This is a genomic window from Pantoea rodasii (assembly GCF_002095465.1).
Lineage (GTDB): Bacteria > Pseudomonadota > Gammaproteobacteria > Enterobacterales > Enterobacteriaceae > Pantoea > Pantoea rodasii.
The window spans coordinates 56,350-73,274 of record NZ_MLFP01000008.1 but is presented as its reverse complement, the minus strand read 5'-3'; the positions used below and the strand labels follow the sequence as shown (position 1 = coordinate 73,274).

The 16,925-nt window shown below is 50.3% G+C and carries 17 protein-coding genes and 1 pseudogene; 7 read left to right on the top strand and 11 right to left on the bottom strand.

The features are described from left to right. Window positions 1-46 precede the first annotated feature (46 nt). On the top strand, window positions 47-736 hold the full coding sequence (locus HA45_RS12545; protein ID WP_240629256.1) for a nucleotidyltransferase domain-containing protein: 690 nt from the start codon (window positions 47-49) through the stop codon (window positions 734-736). Between the two features lie 47 nt (window positions 737-783). Here HA45_RS12545 and HA45_RS12540 read toward each other — a convergent pair whose 3' ends face one another. Both HA45_RS12540 and HA45_RS12535 read right to left on the bottom strand, forming a co-directional pair. Then, window positions 784-1,389, bottom strand: a complete 606-nt coding sequence (locus HA45_RS12540) for a DUF2913 family protein (protein ID WP_100703042.1) — start codon at window positions 1,387-1,389, stop codon at window positions 784-786. Window positions 1,390-2,134: 745 nt separating this feature from the next. Next, window positions 2,135-2,596: pseudogene (locus HA45_RS12535) on the bottom strand (histidine-type phosphatase); the annotation flags it as partial. Between the two features lie 139 nt (window positions 2,597-2,735). Here HA45_RS12535 and HA45_RS12530 point away from each other — a divergent pair. Then, a complete protein-coding gene (locus HA45_RS12530; RefSeq protein ID WP_100703041.1) occupies window positions 2,736-3,404 on the top strand; it encodes a hypothetical protein in 669 nt (222 codons plus the stop codon). Between the two features lie 34 nt (window positions 3,405-3,438). On the opposite strand, the gene HA45_RS12525 is transcribed toward HA45_RS12530, so the two are convergent. Continuing rightward, on the bottom strand, window positions 3,439-4,086 hold the full coding sequence (locus tag HA45_RS12525; RefSeq protein WP_100703040.1) for an RES family NAD+ phosphorylase: 648 nt from the start codon (window positions 4,084-4,086) through the stop codon (window positions 3,439-3,441). 626 nt (window positions 4,087-4,712) lie between these two features. Between HA45_RS12525 and HA45_RS12520 the strand changes: the two genes are divergently transcribed. The 3 genes from HA45_RS12520 to HA45_RS12510 all read left to right on the top strand — a co-directional run bounded on the left by HA45_RS12520 (window position 4,713) and on the right by HA45_RS12510 (window position 7,098). Then, entirely contained in the window at window positions 4,713-4,958 is a 246-nt protein-coding gene (locus tag HA45_RS12520) for a hypothetical protein (RefSeq protein WP_128598942.1), read from the top strand. 409 nt (window positions 4,959-5,367) lie between these two features. Continuing rightward, window positions 5,368-5,616, top strand: a complete 249-nt coding sequence (locus HA45_RS12515; protein ID WP_338064374.1) for a hypothetical protein — start codon at window positions 5,368-5,370, stop codon at window positions 5,614-5,616. Window positions 5,617-6,087: 471 nt separating this feature from the next. Then, entirely contained in the window at window positions 6,088-7,098 is a 1,011-nt protein-coding gene (locus tag HA45_RS12510) for a TIGR04086 family membrane protein (protein ID WP_100703038.1), read from the top strand. A gap of 804 nt (window positions 7,099-7,902) precedes the next feature. Here the strand turns inward: HA45_RS12510 and chaB are convergent. Beyond that, complete coding sequence (gene chaB / locus HA45_RS12505; RefSeq protein WP_128598941.1) at window positions 7,903-8,160, bottom strand: putative cation transport regulator ChaB; 258 nt, start codon at window positions 8,158-8,160, stop codon at window positions 7,903-7,905. Window positions 8,161-8,829: 669 nt separating this feature from the next. On the opposite strand from chaB, the gene HA45_RS12500 reads away from it, so the two are divergent. After that, window positions 8,830-9,237: a DUF3742 family protein gene (locus tag HA45_RS12500; protein WP_128598940.1), complete on the top strand. Its 408-nt coding sequence runs from the start codon at window positions 8,830-8,832 to the stop codon at window positions 9,235-9,237. 31 nt (window positions 9,238-9,268) lie between these two features. On the opposite strand, the gene HA45_RS12495 is transcribed toward HA45_RS12500, so the two are convergent. From HA45_RS12495 to HA45_RS12475, 5 genes are read right to left on the bottom strand one after another with little or no spacing between them, the layout of a single operon-like run. Then, window positions 9,269-10,777, bottom strand: a complete 1,509-nt coding sequence (locus tag HA45_RS12495; protein WP_100703036.1) for a conjugal transfer protein TraG N-terminal domain-containing protein — start codon at window positions 10,775-10,777, stop codon at window positions 9,269-9,271. Continuing rightward, window positions 10,777-11,214, bottom strand: a complete 438-nt coding sequence (locus HA45_RS12490) for a hypothetical protein (RefSeq protein WP_366557335.1) — start codon at window positions 11,212-11,214, stop codon at window positions 10,777-10,779. Before HA45_RS12490 ends, HA45_RS12495 begins: the two co-directional genes overlap by 1 nt. Further along, entirely contained in the window at window positions 11,156-12,610 is a 1,455-nt protein-coding gene (locus tag HA45_RS12485) for an integrating conjugative element protein (protein ID WP_100703034.1), read from the bottom strand. The genes HA45_RS12490 and HA45_RS12485 overlap by 59 nt, the downstream gene beginning before the upstream one ends. An 8-nt stretch (window positions 12,611-12,618) precedes the next feature. After that, window positions 12,619-13,596, bottom strand: coding sequence for a TIGR03756 family integrating conjugative element protein (locus HA45_RS12480; protein ID WP_420849067.1), 978 nt, complete (start codon window positions 13,594-13,596; stop codon window positions 12,619-12,621). Beyond that, window positions 13,593-13,988 (bottom strand): TIGR03757 family integrating conjugative element protein, encoded by a 396-nt coding sequence (locus HA45_RS12475; protein WP_100703033.1) that lies wholly within the window; start codon window positions 13,986-13,988, stop codon window positions 13,593-13,595. Before HA45_RS12475 ends, HA45_RS12480 begins: the two co-directional genes overlap by 4 nt. A 290-nt stretch (window positions 13,989-14,278) precedes the next feature. On the opposite strand from HA45_RS12475, the gene HA45_RS12470 reads away from it, so the two are divergent. After that, the gene (locus HA45_RS12470; protein ID WP_100703032.1) at window positions 14,279-14,896 is read left to right on the top strand and encodes a LysE family translocator; all 618 of its coding nucleotides are present in this window, start codon (window positions 14,279-14,281) and stop codon (window positions 14,894-14,896) included. A gap of 91 nt (window positions 14,897-14,987) precedes the next feature. On the opposite strand, the gene HA45_RS12465 is transcribed toward HA45_RS12470, so the two are convergent. Both HA45_RS12465 and HA45_RS29030 read right to left on the bottom strand, forming a co-directional pair. Next, a complete protein-coding gene (locus HA45_RS12465; RefSeq protein ID WP_100703031.1) occupies window positions 14,988-15,665 on the bottom strand; it encodes an HAD family hydrolase in 678 nt (225 codons plus the stop codon). Window positions 15,666-15,976: 311 nt separating this feature from the next. Next, on the bottom strand, window positions 15,977-16,246 hold the full coding sequence (locus HA45_RS29030) for a DUF6404 family protein (RefSeq protein ID WP_366557339.1): 270 nt from the start codon (window positions 16,244-16,246) through the stop codon (window positions 15,977-15,979). Between the last annotated feature and the right edge of the window lie 679 nt (window positions 16,247-16,925).

Sequence of the window (16,925 nt, the reverse complement as noted above, 5' to 3'; positions counted from 1 at the left end):
GGTTCGGGTATTTCAGCCTGCCTTCTCGCAGCTTGTCACTGACAGCGTGCATCAGCTTACCGCTGCGGTGCCGGGCCTGATCCACAGCATCTACATTTATGGCAGCATGGCTGAAGGCAGGGCAATTGAAATGCAGTCTGATGCCGATCTTACCGTGATTTTCTTTAAGCATCCGGACGCGGACGCGTTTGAAAAAATAGCCGCGGCTAAATCTGCTCTTGAGAATCATTATTCGGTGATCAGTAAAATCGATATCGACCCGGGCGTGCTAGATGACGTTTTGCTGCCTGAGAACAGAGACCGATGGGGATATTGGCTCAGACATCACTGCGTCTGCGTTTATGGCGAAGACCTGCGTGAACGCTTTGAGCCTTTCAAACCCTCCAGTAAAATCGCGATTGCCGTCAACGGGGATTTTTTCACTGTACTGAATGATTACATATCCCGGATGAAACCCTCATTAAAGCTTATACAGCGACATGCTTTGCAGCGGGCGGCAGCCCGCAAGGCTATTCGTTCTACAAGCATCCTGAGAGATGAAAATGATACGGACTGGCCGGCAACGCTCGAGGAACACTGCATCAAGTTTAACGACAGGTATCCTGCACTGGCGGAAGAGATGGACTATTTGCTGAGTATCAGTCAGCGCCCACGCGGTGATATTATGACTTTTGCCAGCAGAATCACGACATTTGCGTACTGGCTGAACGCCGAATTCAGCACGCGAAATCGATAATCACCAGCGGTGATCCAATAATTTTTACAGCTTGCTAAAATCTATCATTAAAAGTCCCCTTCCCCCTGGTTACCAGAGAATAAATGATGCAGCAGAGGATCTAATGTCCTTGCCTGACGTTGCCACCCGGCACGCTTTAGCAGCGCATCCACGGCAGTAAGATCGGCGGTGAAGCGCACAGCAAGAGGGGTATTCTGACGCCCATCGTCACCAAATCCGTTTTCGAGATCGTATTTTCTCAAAAACACCCCCGGCACTTTAGGACTCAGTTTAACCGCATGACGCCCTTCCCATTCAGACTCAGTGAGAACGCCGTAATTAATACCCGTCAGCGTAATGGTGTGCATCACGTGCTGGAGGCGGAATAAATCATTCTGCGCCAGCAAATCGCCGCTGCTTGCCCGCCAGAGATATTCCAGCTTACCCGGAAGATCCGCCCGAAGCCCTTTCTCCCGCCCTACTCTGAGCAGCCAGCGTATGTCATTTGCCAGTTCACGTCGGAACAGACGCTTCTTCTCTGCTGCCGCCAGCCATCTGCATAAAAAGAGGTTTTCCTGCGCAGCGGAACAGACGGTTCCGGCCTGACGCGCCATGTTCAGTGCGATGAGTCCGCACCAGGCAAGGTGATCGACGTAGAGGTTTGAGGTATCCATATTTTGATTATTATTCGTTGATATGCAGATTCAAGAACCGATCCTAACCTGCGCGGACGTTAATTTCATCCCTGTTCATCAGGGAGCCTGCCTGCCTTTCAGGTGGCCAGTGGCTAACGGCGTAAACGGAAGCGCTGGTTATAGATAACTCCTATGACCAGTAACAAAAGGTAAATATAAATTCCACCCTGGGGAGGGGAATATCGTAGTGCACACACAGCTACGCTGTTGCAAACGAGAATTTCTGTACTGATATATTTAAACCGTCTTCTGGCGGGTTCTTTTCAGGATCCGTGCCGGCATTTCTGGATGTGAAACACGCAGCTCATCACGCCTCAAACGGCAGCTGTAAGCCTGTACAAAAACAAGCTGTGTTTTCAGGACAACGCGTAGGGGAATCTGAGCATAAATACCGTGAGAGGCGTTTTACGTTGTCTGCCGTAAAGCTCGTGGACTACCAGTTGCCTGCCATTCTGAATTCTGACCTCCAGAATTGTCGTGACGCTGGCCCCTGCAAAGTCTCCAGTTGATGCGAAACGCCTGCCTACCAGTGCGACGAGCTCAACTTCCGTTAACTTCAGTATCATGCACCTCTTTTCCCTTAAGACTCTCAATATAAAGAAAGTAGCTGAAAAGCAGGCACCTGATGAGGTTTGCATGCTTAGCCTGAATATTTCAGATCTGACATACATCTCGTTTAATACGATCAGACAGAATACCTGTCTGACCGCATCCGGCTAATGACTTACTGATAGCCCACCGGCGTGATGGAATCTGAGTCCAGATTCCGGCCAAGCGTTTTCAGCGCCGTGTTCATAGGACATAACGTACCCTCGTCGGTGACCCGGCAATCTGACTGGCGCCACTCTTCCCGCAATAAGGGATGTTCCTCATCGACAGTCTGCAGGCGCCGCAGGTCATCCAGGCTCTGCCCCTGGAAATAAACGTGCAGGAACCGTTCTCCGCTTTTCGTATCCCGCCAGCGCTCAAACACCAGGCTGCTGCCCGGCGGAATGTTGCCACGCGTGTAGCCTGACAGTGTACACGTGAAGTTCATCAGGGTGCGTACCATGGCGATGTTGGTATCGTGGGCAACCAGCAGCAGCCAGCGGGTGTCCGGCAGCTTGTCGGTCGTTCCGGAAACATCCTATTCCACGCTTTACAGCAGAGCCGACCCGCGTTTTTGCGCGGTGTACCTCACATCGTTAACGGGTGCATCAGTATCGACAATGGATTCGAATATATTATGCGGTTAATCCAGTCCCGGTCAGACAGGTGCACGAATCTTGCTCAGGTTAACGATTTCAATTACCATATATGTAGTTCAATCGTTAAGGAGATTTCTCATGAACAACGTTCAGGAAAAACGTCACATACAGAAATACCCGGATAACCAGACCGCTGCGCTTCGCCTGAAAAACTTTGCGGAAGAGCTGGCTGAAGATATGAGCGCCGGTGTGACGCCCGTCAGCCAGCAGAGCATGGGGCTGACTGACCCGCTCTTTGCCATCGAGGCGATAGTTCAGTCTCTGCACCATCGCGCCCTGAATGCGATGACGCCGGAAAAGAAAAAATTACTACGCCGGCAGGTCAGTAAGGCGATGTTCCTGTCGGCCGTTGAGCAGGACGGCGGGATGTATACCTCTGCAGAAACCGCAAAACTGCTGGGTTATTCGAAAGTCACCATCAAAGCGAAGAAGGATGCGCAAAAGTTGCTGGCGCTGAAAATTGATGGCGAATTCTGCTACCCGGTATTCCAGTTTACCGGCGATGCGGATAACTCTGAAGACGGTGTGCTCAGAGAGTTGCCACAGCTGCTGACACTGCTGCAGGATGTTAGTGACAGGATGCAGTACTCATTCTTTATGGAAGAGCGTAATACACCGCTGGATGGCCTGAGACCTGCGGGACGAACTTACACGATTGCCGGACTGCTGAAAGGCAACCCGGACGCCGATCTGATGTCGGAAATTTACCGACTGGCGCGATTGTTCGGAAAGCAGGACGCTGCCTGATAATAGAAGGGGGATGTTTCCCCCCTTACCCGCCTCACTCTTCAACCGGTATACCCAACTCGAATGTGAGTATGTCGGCTGCCTCTGTGCCTTCATATATGAAATCGCTGAGGCGAACCTGATACTGCGTGATGGCCATTTCTTTGCCTGCTGGATCGCAGTGCCACAGGGCATAGCAAGTCTGCTGCGCAACATTCGACATAAACTCTATGCCGTTCAGACCTGCATCAAATGCCCTTCTGGCAAGCAACTGGGTCACAAGCCGTGAACCGGTAGTAAGATCGTTAACCGTTATGCCAGTCTTCATCACTAGCTGAGACGTTTGCAGGATCTGAATCCCTGCCAGCATGACAATATCAGCAATAAAATACCGTTCTAGATCAGACTCCTTCATGCCCTTGCGCTTCTGAAACACTTCTTTCATTGCGGTTCTTGGCGAGGGTGCCGTATACATAGTGCCATTTTTGCCGTCGACAAGTCCGTAGCGGGTATCACGCCCGTTATGGTTAAAAAAGACATTGCTTCCGCCGTGGGCGCCTTCCTGCAGACGTACCATACGCGTGCCGGCTGGCAGTGATATGCAGCAGGAAGCGATCGTTAAATCTGATAGCGAGTCGATTTTTTTTAGCGCTTCTGCATCCTGCCCAGACAGGTGCGCTGTATCTTCCTGAATAAAAACCATAATGAGGTCACTGGTTGGGTATAATTCTTATGGCCAATTGTATCACGTATCATGCTGTTCATAAGGCCATGAGCCTGTCTGGCTATAACTATCAAGGCAGTACGTCACTCTGTTGTCAGAGGAAAAGCTTTCTGATCTTAGCCAGTGAGACATGTACTTCCTGTCCGATTATCATTTTGAAATCTCAATGTTATGGCTACGATTGAACAGATATCTGAACAAACTGGTTAGTCAACGTAGAGGTTAGAGGTATTCATAGTTTAAACGCCCTAGAAAGCTGCGGCGCTACGGCCCATGAGGCAGAACTCAAATTAGGAAATGCTCGTAACCTGCATGCGCTTAATCTTCATCAATCCCGACGCTTATCCTTCATAAATATATAAATTCTCCCACCTGATTACACGGGCGCTAAAGAATGTCATTTTGATGCCGATGATTGACGTTTTGATTCAAAGACACTGGCATGAAACTATCAATAATTAAAGCACTTACATTTTTCGGGATAATAATTCTGCTTTCGGGATGTGGGCACTTTGTTGGGGAGTAAGTTCTATAATTTGGGGGGATCTGCTCAGTTTTACAACTAAACATAACATGAGGTGCTCCCTTATATCCGACAGGTTATTGTGACTGATAATCTTAACGGTACCCACAGCCTTATCAAAGACGAATCTGACCATCTCATCACGATTGCGGGCATGCCACAATTTGATAAAAGCAATGTAGATGAAGGCATGCCGCCCTTTATGAATTTCCTAAAGTGGGCGAACTTGACGGAACAGGAAAAGCAGAGGCCTCTTTATAATCAACAGCCTCTAATGAAAGACAGGCACATTGAGTTCCGTTACTTCCCAGACGGAAACCCGCTTTAGCAGACGTACTCGATGAGCGTTTCTTCTATAAAAAATGTCTAATAGACGGGTGAATAAAATATTACAACATTCAGCAGGTTCAGGAACTGGTAAAAATCGCATACTCACCTGCTTACGCTAAAAATAGAACATTTTCGGAGCCGGTTAATCTTGCTGATCGTTCGGAAATTCACCCCTGTGAATACGGTCGTAATAGCTTCAACTACTACACTAAAACCTTAAAGGAGATCTGCGGATAAATCCGGCAGGCTCCAGCTTCATCGTTGCTCATGACTGACATTCCTGTAAATGAGGACCTTTCACCCGATTACCTGTGAACCCCTGGGCCGGTGGTCAGTGGATTAAGGTGTCTCTCAAAATCAGCCCAGAGATTAATCAGTATCGACAGCCAACAACGGAATTCAAAACAATGAACATTGCGATCAAACCTTCTCTTTCAGCCGTTTGGTCCACTGACGCCGGGGGTATCTGCATCACCAGCCAGGAAAGCCCTATGGGCCTGATCCCCGCTCTGAAAGGCGTTAAGCTAAGTGAGTGGCTGGAGTTCGCTCAGGCCGATGACGATGCAACGATCGCACAGCAACTGACAGCCGCGCTGGAATACCTGACTCCTTTTCATATTGAGGTACCCATCAACTCAGGTAAGCGTATCGAATAAATCGAGAGAGCTCATGCTTTCTCCTGAAGTTTAGGTTTGTCTTAACCCTAACAAATAGCGCGAGCCCAGCGGGAGCATTTACATATCAGTCTCTAATTAAATATTGTGATCTGTATCAGCTTTCAAAATTAACTAATTTCACATCCTCACTTTTGAAATTTTTTTTTGAAAAATGAGATGGCTGTTTAAATTTTTAAAAGGCTATGGAATGTAATTTTGTTCATACCCGTAGCGGCATGTCTAAACTAAGCGCGGAGAAAATTAGCCTATTTAGTCAATAGGATAACCTTGTTAAATGACTGCGCACAACTGATGAAGTAATTTTATGACCTGACATTAGCGCCAACTCTTAACTCACGCTGCGTTAAAAAACGCAGGCTTTATATTTGTGATAGTTTTTATTATGACTACCCTTAATTCATCAGCGCCAGCATGCTGTAAAGGATTCATTGAAAAGTGAGGATATAGATGATGCCAGAAACATGGGTTAATGATGGTGCCAGGATAACGGATCCCGTTCCAGGATTGCCGTTAAAACGTATTTCATGGAGTGCAGTCTTTGCGGGTGTAATCACTGCGCTTATCGTTCACATTCTACTGGGATTGCTCGGCACGGCTATTGGGGCCACGGTCATTGATCCTCAGCAGGAACAAAATCTTCTGCAGCATATTGGCACAGGGGCATTAATCTGGACGGGTGTGAGTATGCTGGTTGCGATTGCCGCAGGCAGTTACGTAGCGGGTCGGCTGGCCCAACGTGAAGGTGCTCTGCACGGGTTATTGATGTTTGGTGTTAGTACGTTAATTACTTTATGGCTGGCTTTCTCATTGGCGAGCGGCATCATCGGTGGCGCTTTTAATGTTCTTGGGTCCGGCGTAAGTGCTTTGGGTAATGGCATTTCCGCTGTAGCTCCGTCCGTTGCAAACCTGGCTAAGGAAAAGCTGCAGGAAAATAATATTAACCTGGATAGTTTGCAGAATGAATTGCAAACCACTTTGCGACAGACAGGTAAAGCTGAATTGCAACCCGAGGCCCTGCAAAATGACGCAAACAGTGAGGCTGACGCGGCAAAAAACCAGGCCAGCCAGACTGCTCAGAACCCACAGAATGCGGACACCGATATTCTTAATTGGGTACATGGGGTTATCAATCGTCATTCCGATACTCTTCAGGCAGCAGACAAAGAAGCGCTAAAGAATATTATCAAAGCGCGTACAGGTAAAAGCGATCAGGAGGCGGACCAGATTGTTAATCAGACCGTGCAAAGTTATCAAAAAGCTGTTGAACAGTTTCAGCAGTTAAAACAGCAGGCTGAGCAAAAAGCGCGTGAAGCCGCTGAAAAGGCAGCAGCAGCCACCGCTAAAGCGAGCTGGTTTACCTTCTTTATGCTTTTAATTGAAGCGGTTCTGGCTGCAGTCGTAGGCCGTATCGGCAGAAGAACACAACCTCTGCAGGTTTTATCAACTCAGCATCACCCATGAAATACTCCACAGCGACGTCCAGAGGTGATTACCTCTGGACGATTTCGATAATTAATCATGTTATTACTAAAAAGCTGACTTGCGGTGTCTTTGATAACCTGAGTCCGTATCCATATCCTCCAGATTTCGGTCGGGTCAGTTACACTGATCTTTTTCAGAAAAAAGGGGGCTGTCTTATGGCGGAAGGCCACATCCATTTCATCATGGGTATGCTGAACCTCTGTCACATGAAAATAGGGATCCATTGCGGTTGTCAACGCAAAGCAACAGGTTCAACGGCCGGATGCGGGCAGACGTGTTTCCCTGCAAGCAAGATAAGATTTCTTGAAGAGAGTCGCCTGACGCGGTCATTCTCAGTACCGTATAAACAGGGTTAAGCTGACTGTTACCGTAGCCATCTTTCTGCTCTGGTGCCTTAATCAATCCTGCACTGCGTCAGTTGCGCAACTTAGAAGGTTGTTGGCTGTTATGTCGCATACGGCATCAGAGGTATGGGAGATCATTGGGTGCTCCCTTTTGGAGGGATGAATGGCCGCGAGCAGTATTGCCCGGGAAATAAGTCTGTGTGCGCCGTAGCGTAGCAAATTAAAACTCATTCGGTATTCTTCAGACAAGTTGATGAACTAACTCAGTTCCGCCGCTCCGGCTCCCCTTTTAATAAGACCGTTTATGCTCAGATCTCCACAGGATGCCGTTGTAGAAGAATTGTCCAGGGGGTTATGTGCCTTCAATACCAATCAGCATCGGCTATAGAGGTCATTTAACAGCATCACATAATCTGCCTTACCTACAAGTAAGGCGGTGCTATACGACGCACTGGGCTTCAAGATCAGGATTTTTTTTATGCCATTTATCATCACCTCCTTTTTCGTACGTGTGCTTTACAGCAGCCCAGGCAACTTTATGTGAAACTTCCTCCCGGGAGCTGTCTCCTTGCCGGTCTTGTTTATCTTTATATTCATTCCAGGCGTTGTTAAAAGCAGCCAGGTAAATGTCCTGCGCATGGGCAGGTAGAACATGCTTAACGCTGTCTGGTAGAGAACTTCGTGATTCATAGGGCATGTTTGACTCCTGAAATAAGAAAATTTAAGTCTGGTCCAGTTATGAATTTTTTCAATGCGTAATCACCTCGCTGTGACTCAGGAGGACATCAAAAGCCCTGTTCTGACGTTATGGGACAACATTTTACGCATACAACTCCGGCTTCGAATACTTCTAGGACATCACTCTGATTTTTCCCGACGCGCCGGAAAGCGATGATGTTCAACGTCAAGAGGTCATGCCCGCTTTCCCTTAATCAAGTCACGCTAGCACTTGCACGTATTTATCTCAGAGGTTTCAAGACGCCGGGAACCCCCGCCCTGCCCGACCGCCGTTTAAGCAGCGGCCATTCAGGCGCACTGAAGCCAGACGGTCGCAGACGAAAGGTAGAATCCGCAGCAAATCTGACAGCAACGAAGAACCAGTAGTTACAGCATTCAAACTAAAGCCTTAAACGACTTACCGGCCCTCCGGGTCGGGGCGGCGGCGGCTGGTCAGTGGGGGCAACCGGGGTGCAGGTACGGCGCGGGTCCTGGTGGAGAGGGGCGCTGGATTTCAGGTTCGGCTCGGTGGGGGTGTCAACAGGAGTATTGTTGTGTGTTGTAACTACATGATTGCCGTTTTTACTCAATGTGCAATTCTGATTAACTTTCGGTATCGTCAGGAAAGGCAAATTCAATTGAGGTGCGTATGAGTTCAACCGCATATGCTCGTGGAACAAAAGCTGCGTCTGTCTGGAAGCGCTTATCTCGCGTCTACTTTGATGCAGATGATCGCTTTGCTGCCTGGGCTGAAAGGAAAAAGATACCGGCATCGATAGGAAAATCTGTTGTGCCCTTTTCTGTTCTTTTATTAATGACGCTGGCCATCGTTGCAGGATTCGCTGTGGGCGCGACTATGTTGTTAGTATCTGGGACTGTGTATATGGTTCGCTACATACAACTCAATCATATAGTTTCCAATAATTCTGATGAAGCGTCCTCTTCTACCGGCTCAGAATACAGAAATGGTAGGGATGGTTTCGGATATTATTATGGTGCTGATGATTCAATTTTTTCATCAGCTGGCTCAAATGATAATGAAGAGGATAACGCTTGAGGACTAAACCGCCCCCAAGCTAATCATATCATTACATTTTTACTGTGCTTTTCATTTTATTAACTGCTTCTCCCCCACTCTGCTCGACTTTTGCTGTGCCATTTCTAAATGCCCCATCAAGAGCGCCTCCAACTCTAATCCCCGCCCATGACAGCGCCCCCATCCACACTGCAGGTAGTACTAGAAACATAGTGGCCATAACAAAGTTCATGATCAGATCGTCCGAACTATTCTGAAACCCCGCCATGTTAAAGCTACTGTGTGTGTCAGAACTGTACAGCGCTGTCATTAGCCAGCTGTCCAGCCAGCGTGCCAGCTCCCACCAGAACGTCAGAAAATTCAGCGCAAATAGAACGAACGTGAGCGTAATGACGGTCTTAATTTCATAGGCTGAGAACGCCAGAATAAGCGGCAAAATCACCACCACAGCCATGAGCAATACAGCCTGCACCATTGGCAGCGCCTGACGCATGGCATCGAATGCAGGAAACGCCGCCAGACTGCCCAACGCGGTTCCGCCGATCGCAGCTACGCGTGCAACGGAGTTATCAAGCGTAAAATCAGCGTTGCCTCCGTAGCCGGCATAGACGTGTCCTCCCTGTGATACGGTCAGACTTTCAGGGCTGACCAGGCGGCGGATAATGGCCTCCTTATAGTCTGCCGAATTGCCACCAATCATGGTCATAGCGGCCGACAGACGGGTCCATAATCCCGGGTCAGCCTGATCGACGACGCGGGACTGCAGGCCGGTATCAGCTTTATTCCACCACTCGCTGCAGGTTGGGTAGCCACCCCGCCCCGTATCCGGCCTTCCGCTGTCACGGCTATCGTTCCAGGCAAATTCCGCCCGGGGTGTTTTCGATTGCAGGCTGCCGTAATAATTGCTGAGGAAGGTTTTGCTGCCGATCCACTCAATATCACGCAGCGTGACTTTGTCTTTCGTCTGACCTTGATCCTTACGTTTCCACATATACAGCGCGAGCGAATAGCAGTCGTTGGTAAAGTCCTGCAGCTCTTCCGCCAGAGATTTGTTGTTAATTCGCGTGTGCTGAACCTCAAAGCGGAGCTGACGCATGTCCGGGCGGCAGGGGATTGTGGCAACAGACGCCTGCGTAATGCCCTTCGCCAGCTTGTGAATCAGATACCACCAGACCGGCGCGGCAGCCGTCTGATCGTTAATACTCGATATAACCGGTGAATATCCCGTGTCGTCGGGCGCTTTTGGCGTCCACGTCCCGCAGCTCTGCGCACGCGACGTGTCATATTTGATCGTGCTCATATCGACGTTCATCAGCGGCATACAGCAGGCAATCATCACCAGAAAAGACGTGTAAACCGCATGTTCCATTCGGGGTATGGACAGGGCACCTTTATTCCCTTCATCTTCACCTTCTTCACGTACTTTCAGCCAGATGCCGATAAGCCGGAAAGCGACAGGCGCGGCAAACAGACCAGTTGTGATGAGAATATTCCAGAGCCCGTTGTTAACCACCCAGCCAAGCAGGGTAAGGAAATATTCCAGGTAGCTGTTAGTCAGCATCAGGACGCTCCCGTGCCGCCAAGCAGCACCAGTTCACAGACTACTGCAAAAATGACGCTGACAGCCGCCATGCGGATCAGCGGCTGACGGTGTTGCGGGCCGAATCCCGGAGCCCGGAAAACTTTCACAAATCCCCACGCCAGAACACCATAAACCGCCAGGCGCCATACCAGCCAGCCATAGCGGGCATGATCCATCCAGTCACGGAATGCAGCGGCCTGAGCTGGATCCTTAATAGCCCGGTCCGCGACAATGAGCCCGGCCAGCAGAAATGCCAGCAGAGCGCCGGCAGTAGACAGCACGCGAAACAGCGCGGGTTGCCGGCGGAAAAATGAGGTGCGTTGCGCCCCGTTTCGGTTTTCATAGTCTGCGCTCTCATCAGTTGTTTTCCGTCTCAGGAACGGCCAGACGGTTAATACGGTTGTCGGTGCTGTCATCGCTCTGCGTCTGCGGGTTACTGTTAACGCGCCCGTTTTCCCGATCGATAATGGTAAGCACGGAATTGCGTGACAGCTCGCGCTTGAGCTCCATTTCGTTGCGTAATGTGGTGATCTCGCGATCGATGGCCGCAACGCGACGATCGCCTTCCTCGATGGCCGCATTCTGCGCGGCAGCGTTAGGCTCAGACATGCCGGTAACAATCATGCGGCGCATAATCAGCGCGTTTTCAACCGTATCCGCCATCGCCAGCTCGCCGGCGAGACGGGCGGTCAGGGCGGCGTTGTCAGGATCTCTCTGCAGTGCTCTGATGACACCTGCCGTGATGGGTAAACTGCCGGTTTTTAGTTTTGCCAGGTTCGTCGCGTTGGGCTGCTCTGTGCCGTTTACAAGTTTTACCAGCTGTTCGGTATTCTCTTTGGTTGTCCCTTCCAGGATCGGCGCAAAGCCGGTGCCGGCCTGAGTGGCACCCGGCTGCTGTTCGTCATCGCCACTGGTACATTGAGATGCATTACTGCAGGTGCGCAGGGAGCTGTCCCCCACTACCTGCACCACGGCTTTGGCCGCTTCTTCAGCGCTGGTATATTTTCCACAGGCCCCCCCGTTGCAGCTGTTGCTGCTGACTGAGTCAGAACTCAGCACCGGCAGGCTGTTCATCATGTTGAACCCCGCAGCCGTTAAGTCATGGGTAGGCCGGATTGCCTGCTGCCCCTGCCCTCCTCGTTTCTGTCCGCCAATCCAGTTCTGGCCTGAGTTACCCTGCAGCTTGTCAGCAGAGTTGTTCACGCGGACAGCATCAGCGTCTCCGCTGTTAACAAGCGATCGGTACTCATCCATTACCGCGCCCTGCGTCCATTTGTTGTTGCCGGCAAAATCCATCATGCGTTTGGACATGTTCTGGCAGTTGAGCTGTGCTTTATCAAAAGAGACGTTAGCCTGCAGCACGCCGTTTGTGAGCATGTCGTACAGGCCGGGATTGGCACGCTGGATAATCATTGCCGGCAGGCTGGCGACGGCACCGGTGGCGTTCTGCACCACGTCGCCCATGAGGTTTTTAAAGCCGTTTGTAACCCCGTTCAGTTGATTACCGACCGTCGTTTTCAGGTCGAAGTTGCCGCACATCAGGTCGCTGCTCCAGCCAGCGCTCATACCGATCTTACGCATGCTGCTGCGCGTTGCCGGCTGTGAAATCACAGAGCCGCCGCCGAGCGTATAGTAAAGCTTGTCAGAAACCGCGCCGCTGACGTCCTTGCCGTAGCCTATGGCGCTTTTGTTCACGGAGGGCAGTGGAATACCGAATGCGCCGGACTGGTTATCATCAGCCGCCTGCGCGGATGCCGCTGCGGACGCGATGCACAGCGCAAGCGCGGCAGATTTAAATTGAACTGGTGACATTGTGCCTCTCAGAAGTCAGTTGAATAGAGGAAGGTCTGGCCGCGTCGCTTGCAGCAGCTGTAGGGCTGCCAGAGCGCATAGGCTTCGTTGCCGTCCTGAGCAATGGGATACGCGCCGTCCGGAAAGACGGCGCAGGAAGCTGAAAGCGTGGGCGACAGGCGCTGCCATTTATGATTCGCCGTGCCCGTGTTTTCTTTCACCTCCCCGGGCGGCCAGTAACCGGCCTTGTGCGTGCCCTTCAGTACCTGATAAACATGAGGCTGCCCGGAGCGGGTGATAATGTCGGCGACCCGCTGCGCGACCACGGCGGAGGCTTTGTCATCGTCTGTCTGGCTGACGAAGCCGGAGCGGGGATAAATGTTGCCCCACATGTTAGCGCTGACCTGACTGCCCAGTTCGCGCTGGCCGGGAACCAGCGCCTCGGGATACAGCGATTCAGGCCATCCCGATCGCCAGACAAGTGAATCCAGCGTGCTCAGAAAGTAGGGATTGAATGGCGTGGCGGCGGTATCGCACGAGTAACCGGCAATGCTGCTGCCAATGACGGAGGTGGCAGGGTGGCCTATCGCATCGGCGTACTTGAATTTGATGTTCGATTTGCGCTGCCCGGGAGTCTTGATATCGGCGGCGTTACCGCCGCCGGCTGGCGCAACGCTGGTCAGCGCGTTATCGATCGTACCGGACGCGCCGCTCATAAACGCCATTTCTGTCCATGGATTCCCGCCCGGGCCGGTGTAGGTGGACACCACCACTTCAGGAATGAAGTGCGTCACTTTAACGGAGGTTTTCACCGAACAGCCAAAGGGCGTGCACATCAGCCAGTAACAGATGCCGCTGACGCGCCAGCTGATGCAGTCCTGAGTGATGGCACTGGCAATTATGCCGGCAGTATTAATGGCAGAAACCGTGGCCGGAGCCGCAGCTGCTACCAGCACGGTGGCAACACCGGCGGCGCTGAAGTGTGTTCCGGGGGATAAACGCATCATTTACCCCCCAGACTGCGAAGCGTGGCAGCCCGGGCAACGTCGGACGTGCCATAAACCACATCCCGATCATCGAAAACTACGGAGGGGAACTTATGCATCCCGATCTCCCAGGCATGCACAACCTGCCGGTATGCCTGAGCAATCTGCTCCTGCTGTCCGGGCCATTGCGGCGACTGAATGATTTCGCGGGCCTGCTGAGCGGCGATCTGTGGATCTGCAGCCAGCTCGCCGAAAATGGAGTCCTGTAGGCGGTCGGGGCCATCAAGCCAGACAACCGTGCTCTCTTCGGTCAGATTCTGAGGTGGATGTTCGGCATCGGTATACACAACGGTGCCGGCCATAAGCTGAAACGGTATAAACAGGAAAAGTGAGTGTATTAGCCTGAGTCGCATAGCGGTCTCCGTTACGGTAACAGGCCGTCAGAGTGGCAGCGCGTGGTCAGGCTTTCAGCAGTAAACTCTTTTTCCGATGTTGAAAATTACTGAGGCAGGGGTTAGTGCTGCAGTTAGCGGTGGCTGAACCTGTCACCACCGCAATCACGGAGTTAAACAACTAGGGCGGCTTTGTGCCAACAGCGGACGTTGTTGGCATTGTGTTATGTTGTTAATTGGGAACATTTCATAGGATGTGCGGTTCGCGAAATGAGGGGCGGCCTGGCACTTATTGATGATGGAGAAGATGAATGACAAGTGATTTGATCGCGCTTTCTGCTATTGGCATAGCTATCCTGTTTGGCGCAATGAGCCCGGGGGTTAGCTTTCTTTTCGTTGCCCGAATGGCCATGTCCAGCTCGAGACGGGCGGCTTTATCTGTTGCTGTAGGTATGGGTTTTGGTGCGTTTATTTTTGCTGCCATAGCGTTAGCAGGTCTTCACACCTTGCTGACTCTGGTCCCATCCCTTTACACAGCCCTGAAGGTTGTAGGCGGTTGCTATCTTTTATGGCTGGCTTTGAAAATGTTTCGTCGTCCTATAAATCGTTTTAATGATTCTGCTGGTACAGAGGAAGTCAGCGTCTCAAAAGCTTTTATGACTGGCGTATTTACGCAAATCAGCAATCCCCATACTGCGCTGGTATTTGCCAGTATTTTTTCCGCAGCGCTTAGCAAAAATATTCAGCCTGTTATGTACATCATCCTGCCTATAATGGCATTCGTTATTGATGCGCTCTGGTATGCGGTCGTTGCATGCTTATTATCAACTGACGGGCCTCGTCAGGCTTACATTAAGTACCGTAAGTTTATAGATAAACTAAGCGGAGGCGCTATGGCCTTTCTGGGAATACGACTTCTGTTGAAGTAAGCCTTACGAGTGCGAGGTAGCGTAGTGACACTAAGTGCTCATTTCCGCATTTCGCTCATAGCATGCCTTGCCACGCGTAAAGGACTTTCTTCTATATGAATAAGCCAGTTCCATTGGCCATCAGGTGGATAAAATCTTCAAACACGGGAGCACCTAAATCCGTCAGCACTTTAGCCTTAACGCCGCGTCCAATGCCTATAAATGGCAGGTTGAGATTGTATGCAGTTTTTAAGTCCCATAACCCATCGCCTATTGAAATCAACGAATGCTTATGTGCAGCTGGAAAATCTTTACTGCCCTGACGAATAGCTTCCCGCACGATCTCTTCGCGAGTTCTAAACTCTGATGCGGTAACCAAATCAACCTCTTCAGCATCCACGCCTACTGCCGCAAGTTTTTTTACGGCACCAAACCGCAGGCTGCCAGTGGCGAAAACAACGCTCCATGAATGATCCTTTAACCACTGCAGGAAAAAAGAGGCACCGGAGATTTCAGTGAAAGGTCTCGATGCAATTTCATGCTCAAGCGCGCAGTGATACTGGTACTCTAGCTCGGATAAATCAGGGTGACCTTGATATTGCGCCTCTTCCCAGGCTTCTTCGAAAATACCGCTATCGGTATGGTGGGTGTAGTCGCCCCAGTTTGTTCTGAGGTGTGGGAAAGAAAAGGTGCGTAGGGCGATTTCGAATGCACGCTGATGTTGCGCAACGCTGTCGGTCAGCGTGCCATCAATATCAAATATTACAATCCCAGAATCTGCTTTATTCATCAACTCTTTCCATCATGTCAAAAATATTAGTCAGTGGCTTAAATAGGATTATCAACATATGTCTTAAATTCGGCTACTAGTACTAATTTATTCGCAATTAGAAACGCGTATAATGGAAAAGGTAGCCGAAAAAACATTACAGCAGCCTCCGTCCACCTCTGAGTTAACGACACGGTTTTATAATTAATTTTTCAGTGGAGTTATATAAAAGCGGGGCTCTCTCAGTATCGGCGGCAGTGAGGTGCGTTGAACATCACAAACCGGCCATCCGCAGAGCGTCAGGCCCTTTATTGCAGGTTCGGCGCGAATAATTACAATTTTTCCCAGTCCGGAAGGTCCTGTGATTTACGACGCAATCTGAATACAGCCGCCATGCAAAGTCCATAGAACAGGCCAGCTAACAGCGAAGATATCAGGCTGGTAAGTGGGTCCATCCCGTGTGGGCGCCAGCTAACAAACCACATAATACCTCCATACATCACTGCAAAATAAACCCCGAGAAAGCACGCATTGCGACCGAAGCTGTCAAAGAGTGCGGGACGTTTCTTTATGCCCACCGACCACAGCAGCCGGTAAGTTATCGGTGTACGATTTTTTTACGCAAACCCCTTTGCCTTAACAGCGCAAAGGCTTTCTCCGTTTTTCGATTAAACTCTGCATCTTTCATTAAATAAACCTCCTTATTAACCCTATAGCAGAAGTTCTAAGCATAAGGATTGATACCAATGAGGCAACCCTTTGCTTAGTCAGCCTTTTGCCTGAAAAATAATAATTAGCAGACTCAGCTCCGATCTGGTTTGTATGACCCACTGCAGGCTGGTAAAAGCACGGCGGCTCACCAGCTGTAGCAGACTCATGCTTGCGTCATACTGCGCCACGCAGCTCAGAGTGAGTACCGCATTGCGGGCTGAATGAGTATAAATAATTAGCTAATAATCATTTCATCACCCATGGATGATATCATTTCATCTCTGAGTAAAAGTGTGATGTTCAGATGGGTCGAAGTTTAATGCCTGCAACATGGCGTAGATGCGCCGCCGCGAGCAGGCACATAGATCTACTGATATATGGCACTTTTTCTCAAGCGAGGTGAAGCCATGCTCTCTCATATTTACATGAAAAATGGCATGCTTTTTGAATCAGAAAACAGGCGATGAGTGCTTTCTCGGGACGCGTTTAATATGACCTGTACTTTTAGTCTTTAATTCAGAAACATGCACTTTAGTGGGGCTGGCTTCAGGCCTCTTACTGGAACTCAAA

Coding starts and splice junctions, on each gene's coding strand:
- HA45_RS12540 (WP_100703042.1), bottom strand. CDS start 1,389: ATGGATACCTCAAACCTCTACGTCGATCACCTTGCCTGGTGCGGACTC.
- HA45_RS12530 (WP_100703041.1), top strand. CDS start 2,736: ATGAACAACGTTCAGGAAAAACGTCACATACAGAAATACCCGGATAAC.
- HA45_RS12525 (WP_100703040.1), bottom strand. CDS start 4,086: ATGGTTTTTATTCAGGAAGATACAGCGCACCTGTCTGGGCAGGATGCA.
- HA45_RS12515 (WP_338064374.1), top strand. CDS start 5,368: ATGAACATTGCGATCAAACCTTCTCTTTCAGCCGTTTGGTCCACTGAC.
- HA45_RS12510 (WP_100703038.1), top strand. CDS start 6,088: ATGCCAGAAACATGGGTTAATGATGGTGCCAGGATAACGGATCCCGTT.
- chaB (WP_128598941.1), bottom strand. CDS start 8,160: ATGCCCTATGAATCACGAAGTTCTCTACCAGACAGCGTTAAGCATGTT.
- HA45_RS12500 (WP_128598940.1), top strand. CDS start 8,830: ATGAGTTCAACCGCATATGCTCGTGGAACAAAAGCTGCGTCTGTCTGG.
- HA45_RS12495 (WP_100703036.1), bottom strand. CDS start 10,777: ATGCTGACTAACAGCTACCTGGAATATTTCCTTACCCTGCTTGGCTGG.
- HA45_RS12490 (WP_366557335.1), bottom strand. CDS start 11,214: ATGACAGCACCGACAACCGTATTAACCGTCTGGCCGTTCCTGAGACGG.
- HA45_RS12485 (WP_100703034.1), bottom strand. CDS start 12,610: ATGTCACCAGTTCAATTTAAATCTGCCGCGCTTGCGCTGTGCATCGCG.
- HA45_RS12480 (WP_420849067.1), bottom strand. CDS start 13,596: ATGATGCGTTTATCCCCCGGAACACACTTCAGCGCCGCCGGTGTTGCC.
- HA45_RS12475 (WP_100703033.1), bottom strand. CDS start 13,988: ATGCGACTCAGGCTAATACACTCACTTTTCCTGTTTATACCGTTTCAG.
- HA45_RS12470 (WP_100703032.1), top strand. CDS start 14,279: ATGACAAGTGATTTGATCGCGCTTTCTGCTATTGGCATAGCTATCCTG.
- HA45_RS12465 (WP_100703031.1), bottom strand. CDS start 15,665: ATGAATAAAGCAGATTCTGGGATTGTAATATTTGATATTGATGGCACG.